Origin of the sequence: Pseudomonas chlororaphis subsp. chlororaphis (genome assembly GCF_003945765.1) — a bacterium.
GTDB classification, from domain to species: domain Bacteria; phylum Pseudomonadota; class Gammaproteobacteria; order Pseudomonadales; family Pseudomonadaceae; genus Aquipseudomonas; species Aquipseudomonas chlororaphis.
Window position 1 is genome coordinate 3,265,493 of record NZ_CP027712.1, and the last position, 14,025, is coordinate 3,279,517.

Here is a 14,025-nt window from a genome sequence, read left to right on the forward strand (position 1 = left end):
GGGAACTTTTTTATTTTCAGCGGTCGTTGTGCCTTCGAAGCGATTCGCGTCGTTATCCACTCACTGCTTGGGAAACTTAGTCCAGCCGCTCTGGACTAACCCTCACTGGCCTCGTTGGGCTATAACCTTTTGACACAATTTAGTAGTAAGGAGCATCAGCACATGCAACTGGGGATTATCGGACTGGGCCGCATGGGCGGAAACATTGCGCGGCGCCTGATGCTCAATGGGCATGAAACCGTGGTCTATGACCGCAACAGCGCTTTTGTCAGCACCCTGAGTGGCGAAGGCGCCAAGGGCGTCGCCGACCTGCCGGCCCTGGTCGCCGGCCTGGAGAAGCCGCGCGCGGTCTGGGTCATGCTGCCGGCTGGCGCGCCTACCGAAGACACCATCGAGACCCTCAGCCAGTTGCTCGAACCGGGCGACGTGATCATCGATGGCGGCAACACCTACTATAAGGACGACATCCGTCGCGCCCAGGCGCTGGCGGAAAAAGGCCTGAACTACATCGACGTCGGCACCTCCGGCGGCGTCTGGGGCCTGGAGCGCGGCTACTGCATGATGATCGGCGGCGACGCCGAGGTCGTCCGCCGCCTGGACCCGCTGTTCGATGCGCTGGCACCGGGCATGGGTGACATCCCGCGGACCAAGGACCGGGTGGCCGAAGACGATCGCGCCGAGCGCGGTTACATCCACGCCGGCCCCGCCGGTGCCGGGCACTTCGTCAAGATGATCCACAACGGCATCGAGTACGGCATGATGCAGGCCTTCGCCGAAGGCTTCGACATCCTCAAGACCAAAGCCTCGCCAAGCCTGCCGCAAGACCAGCGCTTCGACCTCAACGTCGCTGATATCGCCGAAGTCTGGCGCCGTGGCAGCGTGGTCTCGTCCTGGTTGCTGGACCTGACCGCCGACGCCCTGGCCAGCGATCCGCAGCTCGACGGTTTCTCCGGCGAAGTGGCCGACAGCGGCGAAGGTCGCTGGACCATCGAAGCCGCCATCGAGCAGGCGGTGCCGGTTCCTGTGCTGTCCAGCTCGCTGTTCGCTCGTTTCCGCTCCCGCCAGCAGAGCACCTATGGCGACAAGATGCTGTCGGCCATGCGTTTCGGCTTCGGCGGCCACGTGGAGACTCCGAAAAAATGACCTCCTCGCGAAAGAAGTCCAAGGCTCAACCCGCTCCACCCACCACACTGTTTCTATTCGGCGCCCATGGCGACCTGGTCAAGCGCCTGCTGATGCCGGCGCTGTACAACCTCAACCGTGACGGCTTGCTGGATGAGGGGTTGAAGATTGTCGGCGTCGATCACAACGCGATCAGCGATGTGGATTTCGCCAAGAAGCTCGAGGACTTCATTCGCACCGAGGCTGCCGGCAAGGTCGGCAGCGGCGCGCAAGCGCTGGACCCGGCGCTCTGGGCCAAGCTGGCCAATGGCATCAGCTATGTCCAGGGCGACTTCCTGGACGACAGCACCTATGACGCGCTGGCGGCGAAAATCGCCGCCAGCGGCACCGGCAATGCGGTGTTCTACCTGGCCACCGCACCGCGCTTCTTCAGTGAAGTGGTGCAGCGCCTGGGTGCGTCGGGGTTGCTGGTCGAAGGGGACAACGCGTTTCGCCGGGTGGTGGTGGAGAAGCCGTTCGGCTCCGACCTGCACACCGCGCAAGCGCTGAACGAATGCCTGCTCAAGGTGATGAGCGAGAAGCAGATCTATCGGATCGACCATTACCTGGGCAAGGAGACGGTGCAGAACATTCTGGTCAGCCGTTTCTCCAACAGCCTGTTCGAGGCTTTCTGGAACAACCATTACATCGACCACGTGCAGATCACCGCGGCGGAAACCGTCGGGGTGGAAACCCGTGGCAGCTTTTACGAAAACACCGGCGCCCTGCGCGATATGGTGCCCAATCACCTGTTCCAGCTGCTGGCGATGGTCGCCATGGAACCGCCGGCGGCCTTCGGCGCCGACGCGGTGCGCGGCGAAAAGGCCAAGGTGGTGGGGGCGATTCGTCCCTGGAGCACCGAAGAGGCCCTGGCCAACTCGGTGCGTGGCCAGTACGTGGCGGGCAAGGCGGGCGACAAGCCGGTGGCCGGCTACCGCGAAGAGGCCAATGTGGCCCCGGACAGCAACACCGAAACCTACGTCGCCCTCAAGGTGATGATCGACAACTGGCGCTGGGTCGGCGTGCCGTTCTACCTGCGCACCGGCAAGCGCATGAGCGTGCGCGACACCGAGATCGCCATCTGCTTCAAGCCTGCGCCGTACGCGCAGTTCCGCGATACCGAGGTCGACCACTTGCAGCCGACCTACCTGCGCATCCAGATCCAGCCCAATGAAGGCATGTGGTTCGACCTGCTGGCGAAAAAGCCCGGGCCGACCCTGGAGATGGCCAATATCGAGCTGGGGTTCGCCTACAAGAACTTCTTCGAGATGCAGCCTTCCACCGGCTACGAGACGCTGATCTACGATTGCCTGACCGGCGACCAGACCCTGTTCCAGCGCGCCGACAACATCGAAAATGGCTGGCGCGCGGTGCAGCCGTTCCTCGATGCCTGGAAGGAAAAGGCCAAGGTGCATATCTACCGGGCCGGTGAAGACGGACCGGCGGCCGGCGACGAGTTGCTGACCCGCGACGGCCGTGAATGGCACAGCCTCGGATGAGGGGCGAGGGGCAGCATCCCATCCAGTTCCTGCTCAGCGACATGGACGGCACCTTGCTGCTGCCCGATCACAGCTTGAGCCAGCGCACTATCGCCGCGGTGCGCGCGCTGCGCGAAGCCGGGGTGTTCTTCAGCCTCGCCACCGGGCGGCCGCCGCGGGCCATGTTGCAGCAGATCGAGGCCCTGGGCGTCGACCTGCCGACCGCGGCGTTCAATGGCGGCACCCTCGTCAATCCCGATGGCAGTTTCCTGGTGCGCCACCATGTGCCGGTAGCGGTCGCCAACACTGTCCTGGCGCTGTTGTCGCCGCAGCCGGAAGTCGAAGTCTGGGTGTTCGCCGACGGTGAATGGCTGCTGCGCAATCCCCATGGGCCGATGGTGCCGCGCGAGCAGCATGGCCTGGGTTATCCGCCGGTGGTGGTGGAGAGCTTCGAGGACTACCTGCCGCGCATCGACAAGATAGTCGCCGCCAGTGCCGACACTGAACTGTTGGTGGCGCTGGAGGCGCGTTTGCTGGAGCAGGTCGGTGGGCAGGCGCAGGTCTCCCGTTCGCAGCCGGTGTACCTGGATGTGACGGCGCTGCAGGCCAACAAGGGGCAGGCGCTGATCACCCTGGCGGAGTTTCTCGGGGTGCCGCTTGCGCGCACCGCGGCGCTGGGCGATGGCGGCAACGACCCGGCGATGTTCCAGCAGGCCGGGTTGTCGATTGCCATGGGCCAGGCCGAAGCGGCGGTGAAACGCCAGGCCGACCTGGTGACGGGCAGCAATGTCGTGGATGGCGCCGCCGAGGCAATCGAACGATTCATCCTGCCGCGCTAATGCAAAACCTGTAGCCGCTGCCGCAGGCTCGGGCCGCGTTCGGACGATAAGGCCGAAGGCCTTCAGCGATCTGGAGACCGCCGCGACCCTGCGGGTCGATCGCAGCCTACGGCAGCGGCTACATCCTTACAGCCAGTAGCTCACCGCATACCAGCCCAGCACCCCCATCACCACGGTGTAGGGCAACGCCATCCACACCATGCGTCCATACGACAGGCGCACCAGCGGCGCGATCGCCGAGGTCAGCAGGAACAGGAACGCCGCCTGGCCGTTGGGCGTGGCCACGCTCGGCAGGTTGGTACCGGTGTTGATCGCCACCGCCAGGGTTTCGAAGTGTTCGCGGCTCATCAGTCCGGAAGCGAAGGCCTGTTTCACTTCGGTGATGTAGATGGTGGCGACGAACACGTTATCGCTGATGGCCGACAACAGCCCGTTGGCGATAAACAGCATGCCCGGCTGCTGGCTCGCCGGCAGCGCCAGCACCCACTGGATCAGCGGGGTGAACAGCTGCTGGTCGTGAATCACCGCCACCACCGCGAAAAACACCACCAGCAGGGCGGTGAACGGCATCGCATCCTTGAACGCACTGCCCAGGCGGTGCTCGTCGGTGATGCCGGTGAAGGCGGTAATCAGCACGATCACCATCAGGCCGATCAGGCCGACCTCGGCGATATGCAGGGCCAGCGCGGCAATCAGGATCAGCGCGGCCACGCCCTGTACCAGCAGCGCCGCGCGTTGCCGGTCGGTGCGTTCGGCGTTGTCTTCGGCGGCGTAGTTGGCCAGCACCGCGCGCACGTTGTCCGGCAGCAGGGTGCCGTAGCCGAACCAGCGCAGTTTCTCCAGCAGCACGCAGGTCACCAGCCCGGCCACCAGCACTGGCAGGGACACCGGGGCGACCTTGAGGAAGAAGTCGGCGAAGTGCCAACCCATTTCATGGCCGATCAGCAGGTTCTGCGGCTCGCCCACCAGGGTGCAGACGCCACCCAGGGCGGTGCCCACCGCGCCATGCATCAGCAGGCTGCGCAGGAAGGCGCGGAACTGTTCGAGGTCCTGGTGGTGCAGTTGCGGCAAGTGCTGGTCGTCGTTGAATTCGCTGTCCTGGCGCGGGTCGTTGCCGGACGCCACCCGGTGATACACCGAATAGAAGCCCACCGCGGCGCTGATGATCACCGCGGTCACCGTCAGGGCATCGAGAAACGCCGAGAGGAAGGCCGAGAGAAAGCAGAACAGCAGGCCCAGCAGCGCCTTGGAACGCACCCCCAGCAACAGCCGGGAGAACAGGAACAGCAGCAGCTCCTTCATGAAATAGATGCCGGCCACCATGAACATCAGCAGCAGGATTACCGGGAAGTTGTGCACCAGTTCGTCGTACAGCGCCTGGGGCGTGGTCATGCCCAGCGCCACGGCTTCCAGCACCAGCAGGCCGCCGGGCATCAACGGGTAGCACTTGAGGGCCATGGCCAGGGCGAAGATGAACTCGGCCACCAGCATCCAGCCGGCCGCCACCGGGCCGACCGTGAACAGCAGCAAGGGATTGAGCAGCAGGAAGGCGAGGATGCTGGCTTTGTACCAGCGCGGTGAATGGCCGAGAAAGTTGTGGGTGAAAGCCTGGGCCAGTGAACCGGACATTGGCTGCTCCTTGTATTGAAGAAGCGCGCAACTTGCCGCAAGCACCGGTGAAGATCAAGAAACTCTGAAATCTTTTGCCACAATCTTCGGCTAGGTCACGGTTTGCTTGTCGATGGTTACTGGCGCGGATGGCCTTCAGGTTCAGACCGGGCCTTGAGGCGAGAATGAGTGGCATCGACCGCCTGCATTCATCGAAGGGAATGCCGCGGAAACTAAAGAAACTTGTCGCGGGTGGACTAACGTCTGGCTCGAGATGAAATAAGAAGAGGAGGGAGTTTATAGTTGGTGAGCAGGTCAGCGGCTGAAAAAAACTGAAAGAGTTGAACTTTCAGATATGACTCGAAGAGTCGACATATATCAACTGCGACAAAATAACGCAGATCACCCGAAGGTGATCTGCGTCCGTGTTCTTACTCTGGCATGGCCCAGGATTGCAGTGTGTAACCTTCCTGGCTCAGTTCGGCGCGGGCCTGTTTCAGCAGGTCTTCCAGTTGCGCCGGGTCGGAGTAGGCGCTGCTTGGAATCTGTTTGCGGCCAATACGGGTATTGGTGCGGTCGATGACGGTCAGGCTCAGTTCGCCGTTACCGTCTTGTGGGGCCCAGGCGACGCATTGAAATGGCTGGAATGCGCGGTCGGCGATCAAAAGTGCTTCGTTGATACGGAGCGGGGCGTTCATGGGGTCTTCTCTCTATGTGCCCAATCAAATGATGTGCCGTCGGTTGGGCTTACCGTTCGGCTGGTTACTTGTACTGATGTCTCGAACCAGGGATCAGGTCACATAGAAAGACCAGAATTTACAACTTTTGTTCACACCCGCGATTCAGAGCCTTCTTTTGAAAGCTGAATGAAAGATTGGCGCAGGCAATTAAACCGGGCTTTTGGATCCATCTAAGGGTTAGTCCAAATGGTGATTGGTGCTATAAACAATCGATACAAGACAGCGTCAAGTAATTGCTAATGTTACAGCCAGGTTTGCCAAACTACTGTTTCTAATAACTTTTCCTCTTTTTGGCGCCAAGGAACAGTCATGCTTGAAGCGACCGCCTTACGCCGCCTTTTAGTGGTTGACCCGTGCGACGATTGCCATCGTCTGCTGCCTGGATTACGCACGGTGGGCTGGGATGTCGACAGTTGTGACCTGGAATCGGCCGTCGATCGCGGCTGTGACGTCGGCTTGCTGCGTTTGCAGGCTTTTCACCTGGAGCGACCGGAAGCGGTCAAGGACCTGATCAGCCGCAGCGGTACCGAGTGGATTGCGGTGCTCAGTCCGGACGTGCTGCGCCTGCAGAAGGTCGGCGATTTCGTTTGCGAGTGGTTTTTCGATTTCCACACCCTGCCGTTCGATGTCTCGCGGGTCCAGGTGACACTCGGACGGGCTTTCGGCATGGCCCGCCTGCGTGGCCAGGGGCATATTCATGTCGCTCAGCCCGAGCATGAGTTGCTGGGCGACAGCCGACCGATCCGCGACTTGCGCAAGCTCTTGAGCAAGCTGGCGCCCACCGAGTCGCCGGTACTGATTCGCGGCGAAAGCGGTACGGGCAAGGAGCTGGTGGCCAGGACCCTGCACCGCCAGTCGCAGCGCCACAGCAAACCCTTCGTGGCGATCAACTGCGGGGCGATCCCCGAGCACCTGATCCAGTCCGAACTGTTCGGCCATGAGAAGGGCGCGTTCACCGGCGCCCATCAACGCAAGGTCGGGCGTATCGAGGCGGCCCATGGCGGCACCCTGTTTCTCGACGAAATCGGCGACCTGCCGCTGGAACTGCAGGCCAATCTGTTGCGCTTTTTGCAGGAAAAACACATTGAACGCGTGGGCGGCAGCCAGCCGATCCCGGTGGATGTACGGGTGCTGGCGGCGACTCACGTCGACCTCGAGGCGGCGATCGACAAGGGGCGCTTTCGCGAAGACCTGTATTACCGCCTGAACGTGTTGCAGGTGGTCACCGTGCCATTGCGCGAACGGCATGGCGATATCGGCATGCTGGCCAGCCACTTTTCCCACTTCTATAGCCAGGAAACCGGGCGCCGGCCGCGCAGTTTCAGCGAAGACGCGCTGGTGGCCATGGGCAAGCACGACTGGCCGGGCAATGTCCGCGAGCTGGCCAACCGGGTGCGGCGCGGCCTGGTACTGGCCGAGGGCCGGCAGATCGAGGCCCGGGACCTGGGCCTGCTCAGTCCGCAGGCGAGCATCGCGCCCATGGGTACGCTGGAGGACTACAAGCATCGGGCCGAGCGCCAAGCCCTGTGCGATGTCTTGAGCCGGCACAGCAACAACCTGAGTGTCGCGGCCAGGGTGCTGGGCGTATCGCGCCCGACCTTCTACCGGTTGCTGCACAAGCATCAGATCCGCTAGGGCGGTGCGACGAAAAGGCCCGCGGCGAGGTGATCGCCGCGGGCCTTTTTTTGGTTGGCGTTTAGAAGTAGTAAGGGAATTTCAGGCTGAAGGTGAAGTCCGGCGCATCGTCGGTCAGGCCGATGGACAGGTTGGGCACTATGGTCAGGTTGTCGGTGGCCGCCACGGTCATGCCGACGTTGAAGTAGCCGGCGTTGGCATCGCTGGATACCACGGACTGCCAGTCGCCGCCATCTTCCTTGAGCTTGCTCTTGCGCTGGACCAGGTCCGAGAAGGAGAACGACATACTCATCTTCTCGTTCAGGGCGAAGGCGATGCCCATGCCGATCTGGAAGCTGTCGCCGAGCTTGACCTTGCCCGGAGTCTTCTGGTTAACCGTGGAGCTGATGTCGTCGAACGATTCTTCCAGGTTGTGGGTGTAGGAGAGGGTGCCGAAGAGCACCGCCGGGTCGAAGGTCTTGACCAGCGAGATGCCGGGGGTGATCGACCAGACGCCGTTACCGGTCGGCAGGTCATCCGGGACGAACAGGTTGGTGTTGTCCTGGACCTGGCGCAGCTTGATGCCGAACGGTTCTTCGCCGGTCGGTGCCTTGACGCGCAAGGTCAACACCGCGTCCGGGGTATTGACCGATTCGTCGAGGAATTTGTAGGCGATGCCGAAGTTCACGTCGCCGAGGGTCGGGTCCTTGGACACGGTCTTTTCGCTGGTGACGCCCGCCGCGCCGTTTTGCGCGCCGCCGGACTGGTAGGTCGATTCGCGGTAGACCACCGGCACGTTGACGTCGAACTGCCAACGGTTGTCCAGGTTGTAGCGGGCCGTGAGGTCGAGGGTCCAGTTGTCGGCCTTGATCCGGTCCAGGTTGATATTGCCGAGGAAGATCGAGTCCAGCGCCAGGAAGCCGTTGAGAATCAGCTGCCGGGTGTCATAACGGGAGTAGGTCAGGCCGGTCTCGACACTGAACTTGCCGCCGCCGAAGAAGCCGCTGGCTTCGTCGTACAGGTTGGACACACTCTGCGCCGGTTGCGAATCATCCTTGAGCGACTCCCCGTAGGAACTGCCGCCGGCCGGGGTCGGGCCTTGGCCCGTGGTCCCGGCCACCTGCTGGTTGCCACGCATGTCCGCTGGCGACTTGGCCAGGCGTTTCGGGGGTGGCGCCGCCGGTTGCTCCTCGACCTGGCGTACCCGTTGTTCCAATACCGCCAGTGCTTTCTGCTGCACTTCGTAACGTTGCTTAAGCTCCAGTAATTCTTGTTTCAGGGCCTCTACGTCGGCATCAGGCGCTGCCTGCAGCAGTGCCGTCGGGAGGAGCGTGCTCAGGCATACAACTGCGCGCAGCGAGACTGATCGATACATGAATAAGCCGTCCCTTTGAGCCTAATGATCGAGAATCAGCGTAGTTCAATATCCCAGGTTGCGAAGGCCCTTGAGCTGGGTCAGGTTGCAGTCCAAAGCGCCGGTACTCGCCCCGTTATTGTTGAGCACGACGTTCAGTTGGGTCAGGTTACTGACCAGGTTGCTGTCGCCCAGCAGGCGGGTGTTTTGCAGCAAGCCGCCCTGGGCCACTTGCTGCAGGGCTGAGCCCTGGTTGTTGCTGGCCTGGATGGCCATCTGGATGCCACCACCGGTGGCGGACACGGCCACGCTGCCCGCGGCATTGCTGCCGCTGATGGTTTGCCCGCTCATCAACAGCTGGCCCTGCGCCGGCACCAGCGCCGGGGCATGCCTGGCTTCCTTGACGTCGATGGAGACGTTGTTATAGGCGCTGTTGCCATCGCCCGCCGCGCGTACGCTCTGGGTCACCCCTTGGGTGGTGGCCAGGCCCGCGCCGCCGATCACGTTGCCCGAGCCCTGGGTCGGCGTCGAGCCGTTGCCGCTTTCGGTGATCGTGGAGACATAGAATTCTGGTTTGATCGTCGATTGCTGGATCTGCATGGTGGTCGTGGCGCCGATCAGATCGCCCGAGGCATTGCGCCAGGTGCTGCTCATGACAATGCCGAAGCTGATGATCCGCCCCGGCATGACATAGCGACCGCGGAGCTCGGAGAGTTCCTGGTCCTTGATTTCTATAGGCTTGAACCCTGCGTTGGCGTACGCAGGAAAACTTGTGACCAGGCAGGCAGCGGCCAGCCAGTAAGCGCTTTTCATCTGCTGCTCCCGGAGCATCCTGCCCCTTTATCCTTAGGGCGACCCTAGAAGAAGTCGCTCTGAATGAAACCGAATTCCATCAGTTCTGCGTCTTTGACCGGGTTGAAGGTATCCAGCTTGTTCTTGGCCGTCAGCGGGTTGGGCGGGTCGCGCAAGGCGTTGGCCTTGTCGTAGCCGGGGCCGACGATGGCGAAGACGATACCGTTCCAGCCTTTGACAAAGTCTTCGTGGGAGTAGCGTTTATGGCCGAGGACGGGGTCGCCGACATAGACCCAGTCTTTCTGCGCCCGCTGCATGACCACGAAGTGCTTGTAACCACGAATGTCCATCAGTACCACCACCGGAATGGAGACCGCCTGTAGCTTGTCGGGAGGTATCCGGTAGCCCCGGGCGCGCATGCCGATGCTTTCCAGGTAGCGCTTCATGTCCAGCATGGAGAAACCCTGGGTACGCACAAGGTCCTGGTCAGCGGTGGCCAGCATGCCTTTGATGACGTGCTCCTCATCGACGTCGAGCCAGTAGGCCTGGCGCAGCACCGTCGCCAGCGCGGCGGCGCCGCAACTGAAGTCGGTTTTCTGCTCGACCAGGTCGGCGAATTTGCGTTCCCGCACGCTCTGCACCTGCTTGTACACCAGGTTGCCGCCAGGCAACACGGCCACCGGCATCTGCGCGGCCTGAGCCAGGCCCGCCAGGCAAAGCAAAAGGGAGAAGGTTGCCATTCGCATGATCGCTACGCCTTGTGGGACTGTGGAAAAGCCCCGTTTCCGGGGCTTTCGTCACTCTCGTGATTACAGGCAGGCTCTGCAGCCGGCAGCGATGGACAGCGAGTTGCTTTGTTGGTTGCCGACCCCCGCCGAGACGTTGGCACCGCCGTTGCCGGAGAAGCCGTTCATCGAGCCAGACATCGACGCGTTGTTGATCACAGGGTTTTTCCAGCCGTCTTTGGTCAGCACTTGCTTGGTCCAGACGCCGGAAAGTTCGATCGTGCCTTGTTCCTTGAAGGTGAACTTCTGATTGCCATTATCGTGATCGCCACCGCCGCTACGATCGTCATAGTCATGACCGCCACCATGGTGATCGTCGTCGCCCTGGATCTTGCCGTAGCCGGTGCCTTTGTAGGTGCCCGAGGCATTGAAACTGCCGCTGAGGGTGTCTGTTTTGTAGGTACGCACACCCTTGTTGTCCACGTCCAGGCCAGTGGAGGTCTGGTCGGCCGAAGCTGACGCAGTCGCTACGCGTCCGCCGGATACGGCGATTGCCAGGTTGTTTTTCTGTTGGTTGAAGTCGCCGGCGGTGACGTTGATGCCGATATTGCCGGAGCCGCTGTTGCCTGCATTGTCGAGTGTTGCGCTGTTTTGCGTGGACCAGTTTTTCACCGTGTTGTTGGTGTTGGTCTGGGTCGCGCTGGAAGTGGCTACCGCGCTGCCGAAGATGAAGCTTTCATCGGCGGTGGCCAGGGCGACGGCGTTGTCTTGCTGGTTGCCGTCGCCGGCAGCCACGTTGGCGCCCATGTTGCCGTTGGAGTTGTTCATCGAGTCGCTGGCGTCGGCGTTGTTGTGGGTGCCACGGTTGCTGACGCTGTTGCCCGAGCTGAACTGCTCATCGGTTACGTTGGCCACGGCACCGGCGGTGAGTTGCAGCTTGGTGTTGAGGTCTTGGCCGCCGCCGCCGTGGCCGCCGTGGCCGCCATGACCTCCATGGCCGCCGTGGTGACCATTGTGACCGCCATGGCCACCGTGACCACCGTGGTTGTCGTCATTACCGCCTGCCTGTGCAGCGATCGCCATGACCGCGGCGAGGGCAAAAACCAGTGGCTTGAGAGCCATTGTAGGTTTCATGGTGTTTCTCCGTGCTTATTTAGTTGGTTAAGTGTTGGTACCTTCCAATCGCACTGCTGCGGGTCAGTCAGCGACCCGTATGCTCAGGGTGTTAGCCATTCGGTTCCCCACCCCGGCACTCTGGTTCACCTGAATCACTCCCCGGCTGCCGGTGAAGGCCTGGTCGCTGGTAACGACCTGGCGGCTGCCTTTGGAAGCGTCAGTTGCTCCCGAGCCTGGTAACAGCGCCACGTTCTGTTGGGACAGGACGCTGTCGTCGACGCTTTGCGGCTGAGCACTGATGCTCACCCGCATTGCGTTGACCATCTGGTTGTTGGCGCCGGCTCCCTGGTTCACGCCCAGGACCCCGTTGCCGTTGCTGAAAGCGTTGCCGCCGATGCTGCTGCTGGCGTCGATCGCGCTGCTGGCCGGTGTGTCGAGCTTCTGCCGGACCACAGTGGTGGCCTGGGCGTCGGTGCCGATGGCAATGGCGCGTGTGTTGGTCTGTTGCTGCTGGTCGCCGGCGGCCTGGTTGACGTTGAAGTTGCCGTTGTAGCGGGCGCCGGAGTTGTGAAGGGTGGCGGTGTCCACCGCCTGGATGCCTGGGTCGGCCATCACCGAAGCGCAGCCGAACAGGGCAAGCCATACGAGGGTACGAGTCATCTCATTGGCCTCCGGCCATTCTGCCCAAAGGAGCCAGGCCAGAATTCAGGGAGCGGTTGATGGTGCCGGAGATGGCGCCACCGCTGCCGCCGCCGTGGCCGGCGCTCATGCCGGCCATGCCGTTGGGGTTGGTGACGGTGTTCAGCCCCTGCAGGTTGACGCCGTTGGGCATGATGCTGCCGCTGATCGTGGAACCGCTGCTGACCCCGGCAAAATCGCCGTCGCTCAATTCGGTGTTGCTGGTCATCTGTTTGACCCGGGCCGATGGGTTGGCATTGACGGTGGTCGGGTAGGGGTCAGGATGCAGCGGAGGGCGGCCGACGGTATGAGGTTGCACGTCGCGGTCGAGAACGATCCTGCCGTCCCTGATGTCGCCGGCAGCCTGGACCGGGAGACTGAGCAGCGAGCCGATGGCACAGCCGATCAGCAGGAGGCGGGTCAGAGCTGAATTGAGATTCTCCACGGCAGCATTCCCTTCTTTTTCGCTGGCCCTAGTCAGCGTTGCGAGGGTAGAGAGCAGAAGCCGTGCCGCTTTTTGATTGTTTCAAAAATTCAACAGGTTACGAATAACCAGGTGTGTTGCCGGGGCAGGGGTGTTTCAACGATGAGACCCGTGTCGCCTTCGACAGCCCGGTATGGCCGTGGCGAGGCTCTGGATCGAGGGGCTCGCGGCGGGTTGTATCAGCGTTTTAACAGATGGCAGAAGGGCAATGAGAAGCCCTTTGATTTGGCCGTTCTGCGCAGCGGCGGGTGTTTCAGGGATGGACGTTTTTCTCGCCAGCAGAGGAGAAAAAAAGCGGACAGGAAAAGGATTCGGTTAACCCCGAAGTAAACGCTCGACCCGCTCGAATGCCCGTTGCCGACGGGCTTCCCAGTCGCCGCGAATCACTTCGAAGGGCTGCTGGTGTTGCACCAGCCAATCACCTGTGGCCTTGAAGAAGGCCAGGCGCTCGCTCAGTTCGGGTTGGCAGCGCTGGCCGTCGTTGCTCCAGCCGACATCTTCCGGCGAGAGCAGCAGGTGCAGATCGTAGCGGCGAGCCAGCAGCTCGGGCTCCAGCCAGGCCGGGCAGGCGCCGAACAGGGTCTGGCTCCAGAGCATATTGCTCAGCAGGTGAGTGTCGAGAATCAGCAGCGGCGGCTGTTGTGCCCGGGCCTGGTCCTCCCAGGCCAACTGGCCGCGGGCGATCTCCGGGATATCCGCCAGGCAGGTGTCGCGTCGCTGCTGCTCGATGAAATGGCGGACGTATTCGCCCACCTGGATGCCGCCGAAGCGCGCCTGCAAGTGGCCGCTGAGCCAGCTTTTGCCGCTGGACTCGGGGCCGGTCAACACCAGGACCTTCATGCCGGGCGCAACGCCGGGTCGGCCCGCCAGGCGCGCCAGCCCTGCACGGCCAGCAGGGTGAATAGCCCGTACAGGGCCGCCGTCAGGTACAGGTCCTTGTAGATGAACAGGCCGACAAAAATCACGTCGACGGCAATCCACAGCGGCCAGCATTGCACGCGCTTCTGCGCCATCCACCATTGCGCCACGAGGCTGAAGCCGGTCAGCGCGGCGTCCAGCCAGGGTTGCGCGGCATCGGTCCAATGGGCCATGGCGGCCCCCAGCAGCAGGCTGCCGATGGCCCCGAGGCTCAGGCCCAGCAGCATCGAGCGGGGCGCCAGCAGGCTGACCGGACGGCCCTGATGGCTGGCGCCACCGCGGGTCCACTGCCACCAGCCATAGAGTTGCAGGGCGGCGTAGACCACTTGCAGCAGCATGTCCGAATACAGTTTCACTTCGAAGAAGATCCAGCTGTACAGCAGCACCATGACCAGGCCGATCGGCCAGCACCAGGGGTTCTGTCTGACTGTCAGCCAGACGGCGATCACGCCGAGTGCGGCGGCGAACAGTTCAAGCCCGGACATGAAAACTACCTGGAAGCGGAGGAGGGTGCGGAT

Annotated in this window: 14 protein-coding genes; 4 read left to right on the plus strand and 10 right to left on the minus strand. The window is 62.4% G+C overall.

What is annotated here, in order from left to right; genetic code table 11:
• Window positions 1–129 precede the first annotated feature (129 nt).
• From gnd to C4K27_RS15020, 3 genes are read left to right on the plus strand one after another with little or no spacing between them, the layout of a single operon-like run.
• Window positions 130–1,143: a phosphogluconate dehydrogenase (NAD(+)-dependent, decarboxylating) gene (gnd, locus tag C4K27_RS15010; protein WP_223815939.1), complete on the plus strand. Its 1,014-nt coding sequence runs from the start codon at window positions 130–132 to the stop codon at window positions 1,141–1,143.
• Window positions 1,140–2,660 (plus strand): glucose-6-phosphate dehydrogenase, encoded by a 1,521-nt coding sequence (gene zwf, locus C4K27_RS15015; protein ID WP_053261060.1) that lies wholly within the window; start codon window positions 1,140–1,142, stop codon window positions 2,658–2,660. Before gnd ends, zwf begins: the two co-directional genes overlap by 4 nt.
• The gene (locus C4K27_RS15020) at window positions 2,657–3,478 is read left to right on the plus strand and encodes a Cof-type HAD-IIB family hydrolase (protein WP_053261061.1); all 822 of its coding nucleotides are present in this window, start codon (window positions 2,657–2,659) and stop codon (window positions 3,476–3,478) included. The genes zwf and C4K27_RS15020 overlap by 4 nt, the downstream gene beginning before the upstream one ends.
• Before the next feature lie 126 nt (window positions 3,479–3,604).
• Here C4K27_RS15020 and nhaB read toward each other — a convergent pair whose 3' ends face one another.
• Together nhaB and C4K27_RS15030 are read right to left on the minus strand one after the other, a co-directional pair.
• Window positions 3,605–5,107, minus strand: a complete 1,503-nt coding sequence (nhaB, locus tag C4K27_RS15025; RefSeq protein WP_053261062.1) for a sodium/proton antiporter NhaB — start codon at window positions 5,105–5,107, stop codon at window positions 3,605–3,607.
• Between the two features lie 410 nt (window positions 5,108–5,517).
• On the minus strand, window positions 5,518–5,784 hold the full coding sequence (locus C4K27_RS15030; protein ID WP_007926479.1) for a hypothetical protein: 267 nt from the start codon (window positions 5,782–5,784) through the stop codon (window positions 5,518–5,520).
• A 351-nt stretch (window positions 5,785–6,135) separates the two neighbouring features.
• Here C4K27_RS15030 and C4K27_RS15035 point away from each other — a divergent pair, with 351 nt between their 5' ends.
• The gene (locus C4K27_RS15035) at window positions 6,136–7,461 is read left to right on the plus strand and encodes a sigma-54 dependent transcriptional regulator (RefSeq protein ID WP_053261063.1); all 1,326 of its coding nucleotides are present in this window, start codon (window positions 6,136–6,138) and stop codon (window positions 7,459–7,461) included.
• Window positions 7,462–7,522: 61 nt separating this feature from the next.
• Here the strand turns inward: C4K27_RS15035 and C4K27_RS15040 are convergent, their stop codons facing one another.
• The 8 genes from C4K27_RS15040 to pnuC form a co-directional block, all read right to left on the minus strand.
• A complete protein-coding gene (locus tag C4K27_RS15040; protein WP_053261064.1) occupies window positions 7,523–8,815 on the minus strand; it encodes a fibril amyloid transporter FapF in 1,293 nt (430 codons plus the stop codon).
• Window positions 8,816–8,860: 45 nt separating this feature from the next.
• Window positions 8,861–9,607 carry a fibril amyloid subunit FapE gene (locus C4K27_RS15045; protein WP_037005200.1) on the minus strand — a complete coding sequence of 249 codons (747 nt, stop codon included), beginning with the start codon at window positions 9,605–9,607 and terminating at the stop codon, window positions 8,861–8,863.
• Between the two features lie 44 nt (window positions 9,608–9,651).
• Window positions 9,652–10,332, minus strand: coding sequence for a fibril amyloid maturation endopeptidase FapD (locus C4K27_RS15050; protein WP_053261065.1), 681 nt, complete (start codon window positions 10,330–10,332; stop codon window positions 9,652–9,654).
• A 63-nt stretch (window positions 10,333–10,395) separates the two neighbouring features.
• Window positions 10,396–11,445 carry an amyloid-like fimbrin subunit FapC gene (locus C4K27_RS15055; protein ID WP_053261066.1) on the minus strand — a complete coding sequence of 350 codons (1,050 nt, stop codon included), beginning with the start codon at window positions 11,443–11,445 and terminating at the stop codon, window positions 10,396–10,398.
• 63 nt (window positions 11,446–11,508) lie between these two features.
• On the minus strand, window positions 11,509–12,087 hold the full coding sequence (locus tag C4K27_RS15060) for a fibril amyloid subunit FapB (protein ID WP_053261067.1): 579 nt from the start codon (window positions 12,085–12,087) through the stop codon (window positions 11,509–11,511).
• A 1-nt stretch (window position 12,088) separates the two neighbouring features.
• Window positions 12,089–12,550 carry a functional amyloid chaperone FapA gene (locus C4K27_RS15065; protein WP_053261068.1) on the minus strand — a complete coding sequence of 154 codons (462 nt, stop codon included), beginning with the start codon at window positions 12,548–12,550 and terminating at the stop codon, window positions 12,089–12,091.
• A 354-nt stretch (window positions 12,551–12,904) separates the two neighbouring features.
• Window positions 12,905–13,429, minus strand: coding sequence for an AAA family ATPase (locus C4K27_RS15070; protein ID WP_053261069.1), 525 nt, complete (start codon window positions 13,427–13,429; stop codon window positions 12,905–12,907).
• Complete coding sequence (gene pnuC, locus C4K27_RS15075; protein WP_053261070.1) at window positions 13,426–13,992, minus strand: nicotinamide riboside transporter PnuC; 567 nt, start codon at window positions 13,990–13,992, stop codon at window positions 13,426–13,428. The genes C4K27_RS15070 and pnuC overlap by 4 nt, the downstream gene beginning before the upstream one ends.
• Window positions 13,993–14,025: the final 33 nt, after the last annotated feature.

Bases quoted from the DNA above. Each gene is read 5' to 3' on its own strand.
- zwf (WP_053261060.1), top strand. From the start codon at position 1,140: ATGACCTCCTCGCGAAAGAAGTCCAAGGCTCAACCCGCTCCACCCACC.
- C4K27_RS15020 (WP_053261061.1), top strand. From the start codon at position 2,657: ATGAGGGGCGAGGGGCAGCATCCCATCCAGTTCCTGCTCAGCGACATG.
- nhaB (WP_053261062.1), bottom strand. From the start codon at position 5,107: ATGTCCGGTTCACTGGCCCAGGCTTTCACCCACAACTTTCTCGGCCAT.
- C4K27_RS15030 (WP_007926479.1), bottom strand. From the start codon at position 5,784: ATGAACGCCCCGCTCCGTATCAACGAAGCACTTTTGATCGCCGACCGC.
- C4K27_RS15035 (WP_053261063.1), top strand. From the start codon at position 6,136: ATGCTTGAAGCGACCGCCTTACGCCGCCTTTTAGTGGTTGACCCGTGC.
- C4K27_RS15040 (WP_053261064.1), bottom strand. From the start codon at position 8,815: ATGTATCGATCAGTCTCGCTGCGCGCAGTTGTATGCCTGAGCACGCTC.
- C4K27_RS15045 (WP_037005200.1), bottom strand. From the start codon at position 9,607: ATGAAAAGCGCTTACTGGCTGGCCGCTGCCTGCCTGGTCACAAGTTTT.
- C4K27_RS15050 (WP_053261065.1), bottom strand. From the start codon at position 10,332: ATGCGAATGGCAACCTTCTCCCTTTTGCTTTGCCTGGCGGGCCTGGCT.
- C4K27_RS15055 (WP_053261066.1), bottom strand. From the start codon at position 11,445: ATGAAACCTACAATGGCTCTCAAGCCACTGGTTTTTGCCCTCGCCGCG.
- C4K27_RS15060 (WP_053261067.1), bottom strand. From the start codon at position 12,087: ATGACTCGTACCCTCGTATGGCTTGCCCTGTTCGGCTGCGCTTCGGTG.
- C4K27_RS15070 (WP_053261069.1), bottom strand. From the start codon at position 13,429: ATGAAGGTCCTGGTGTTGACCGGCCCCGAGTCCAGCGGCAAAAGCTGG.
- pnuC (WP_053261070.1), bottom strand. From the start codon at position 13,992: ATGTCCGGGCTTGAACTGTTCGCCGCCGCACTCGGCGTGATCGCCGTC.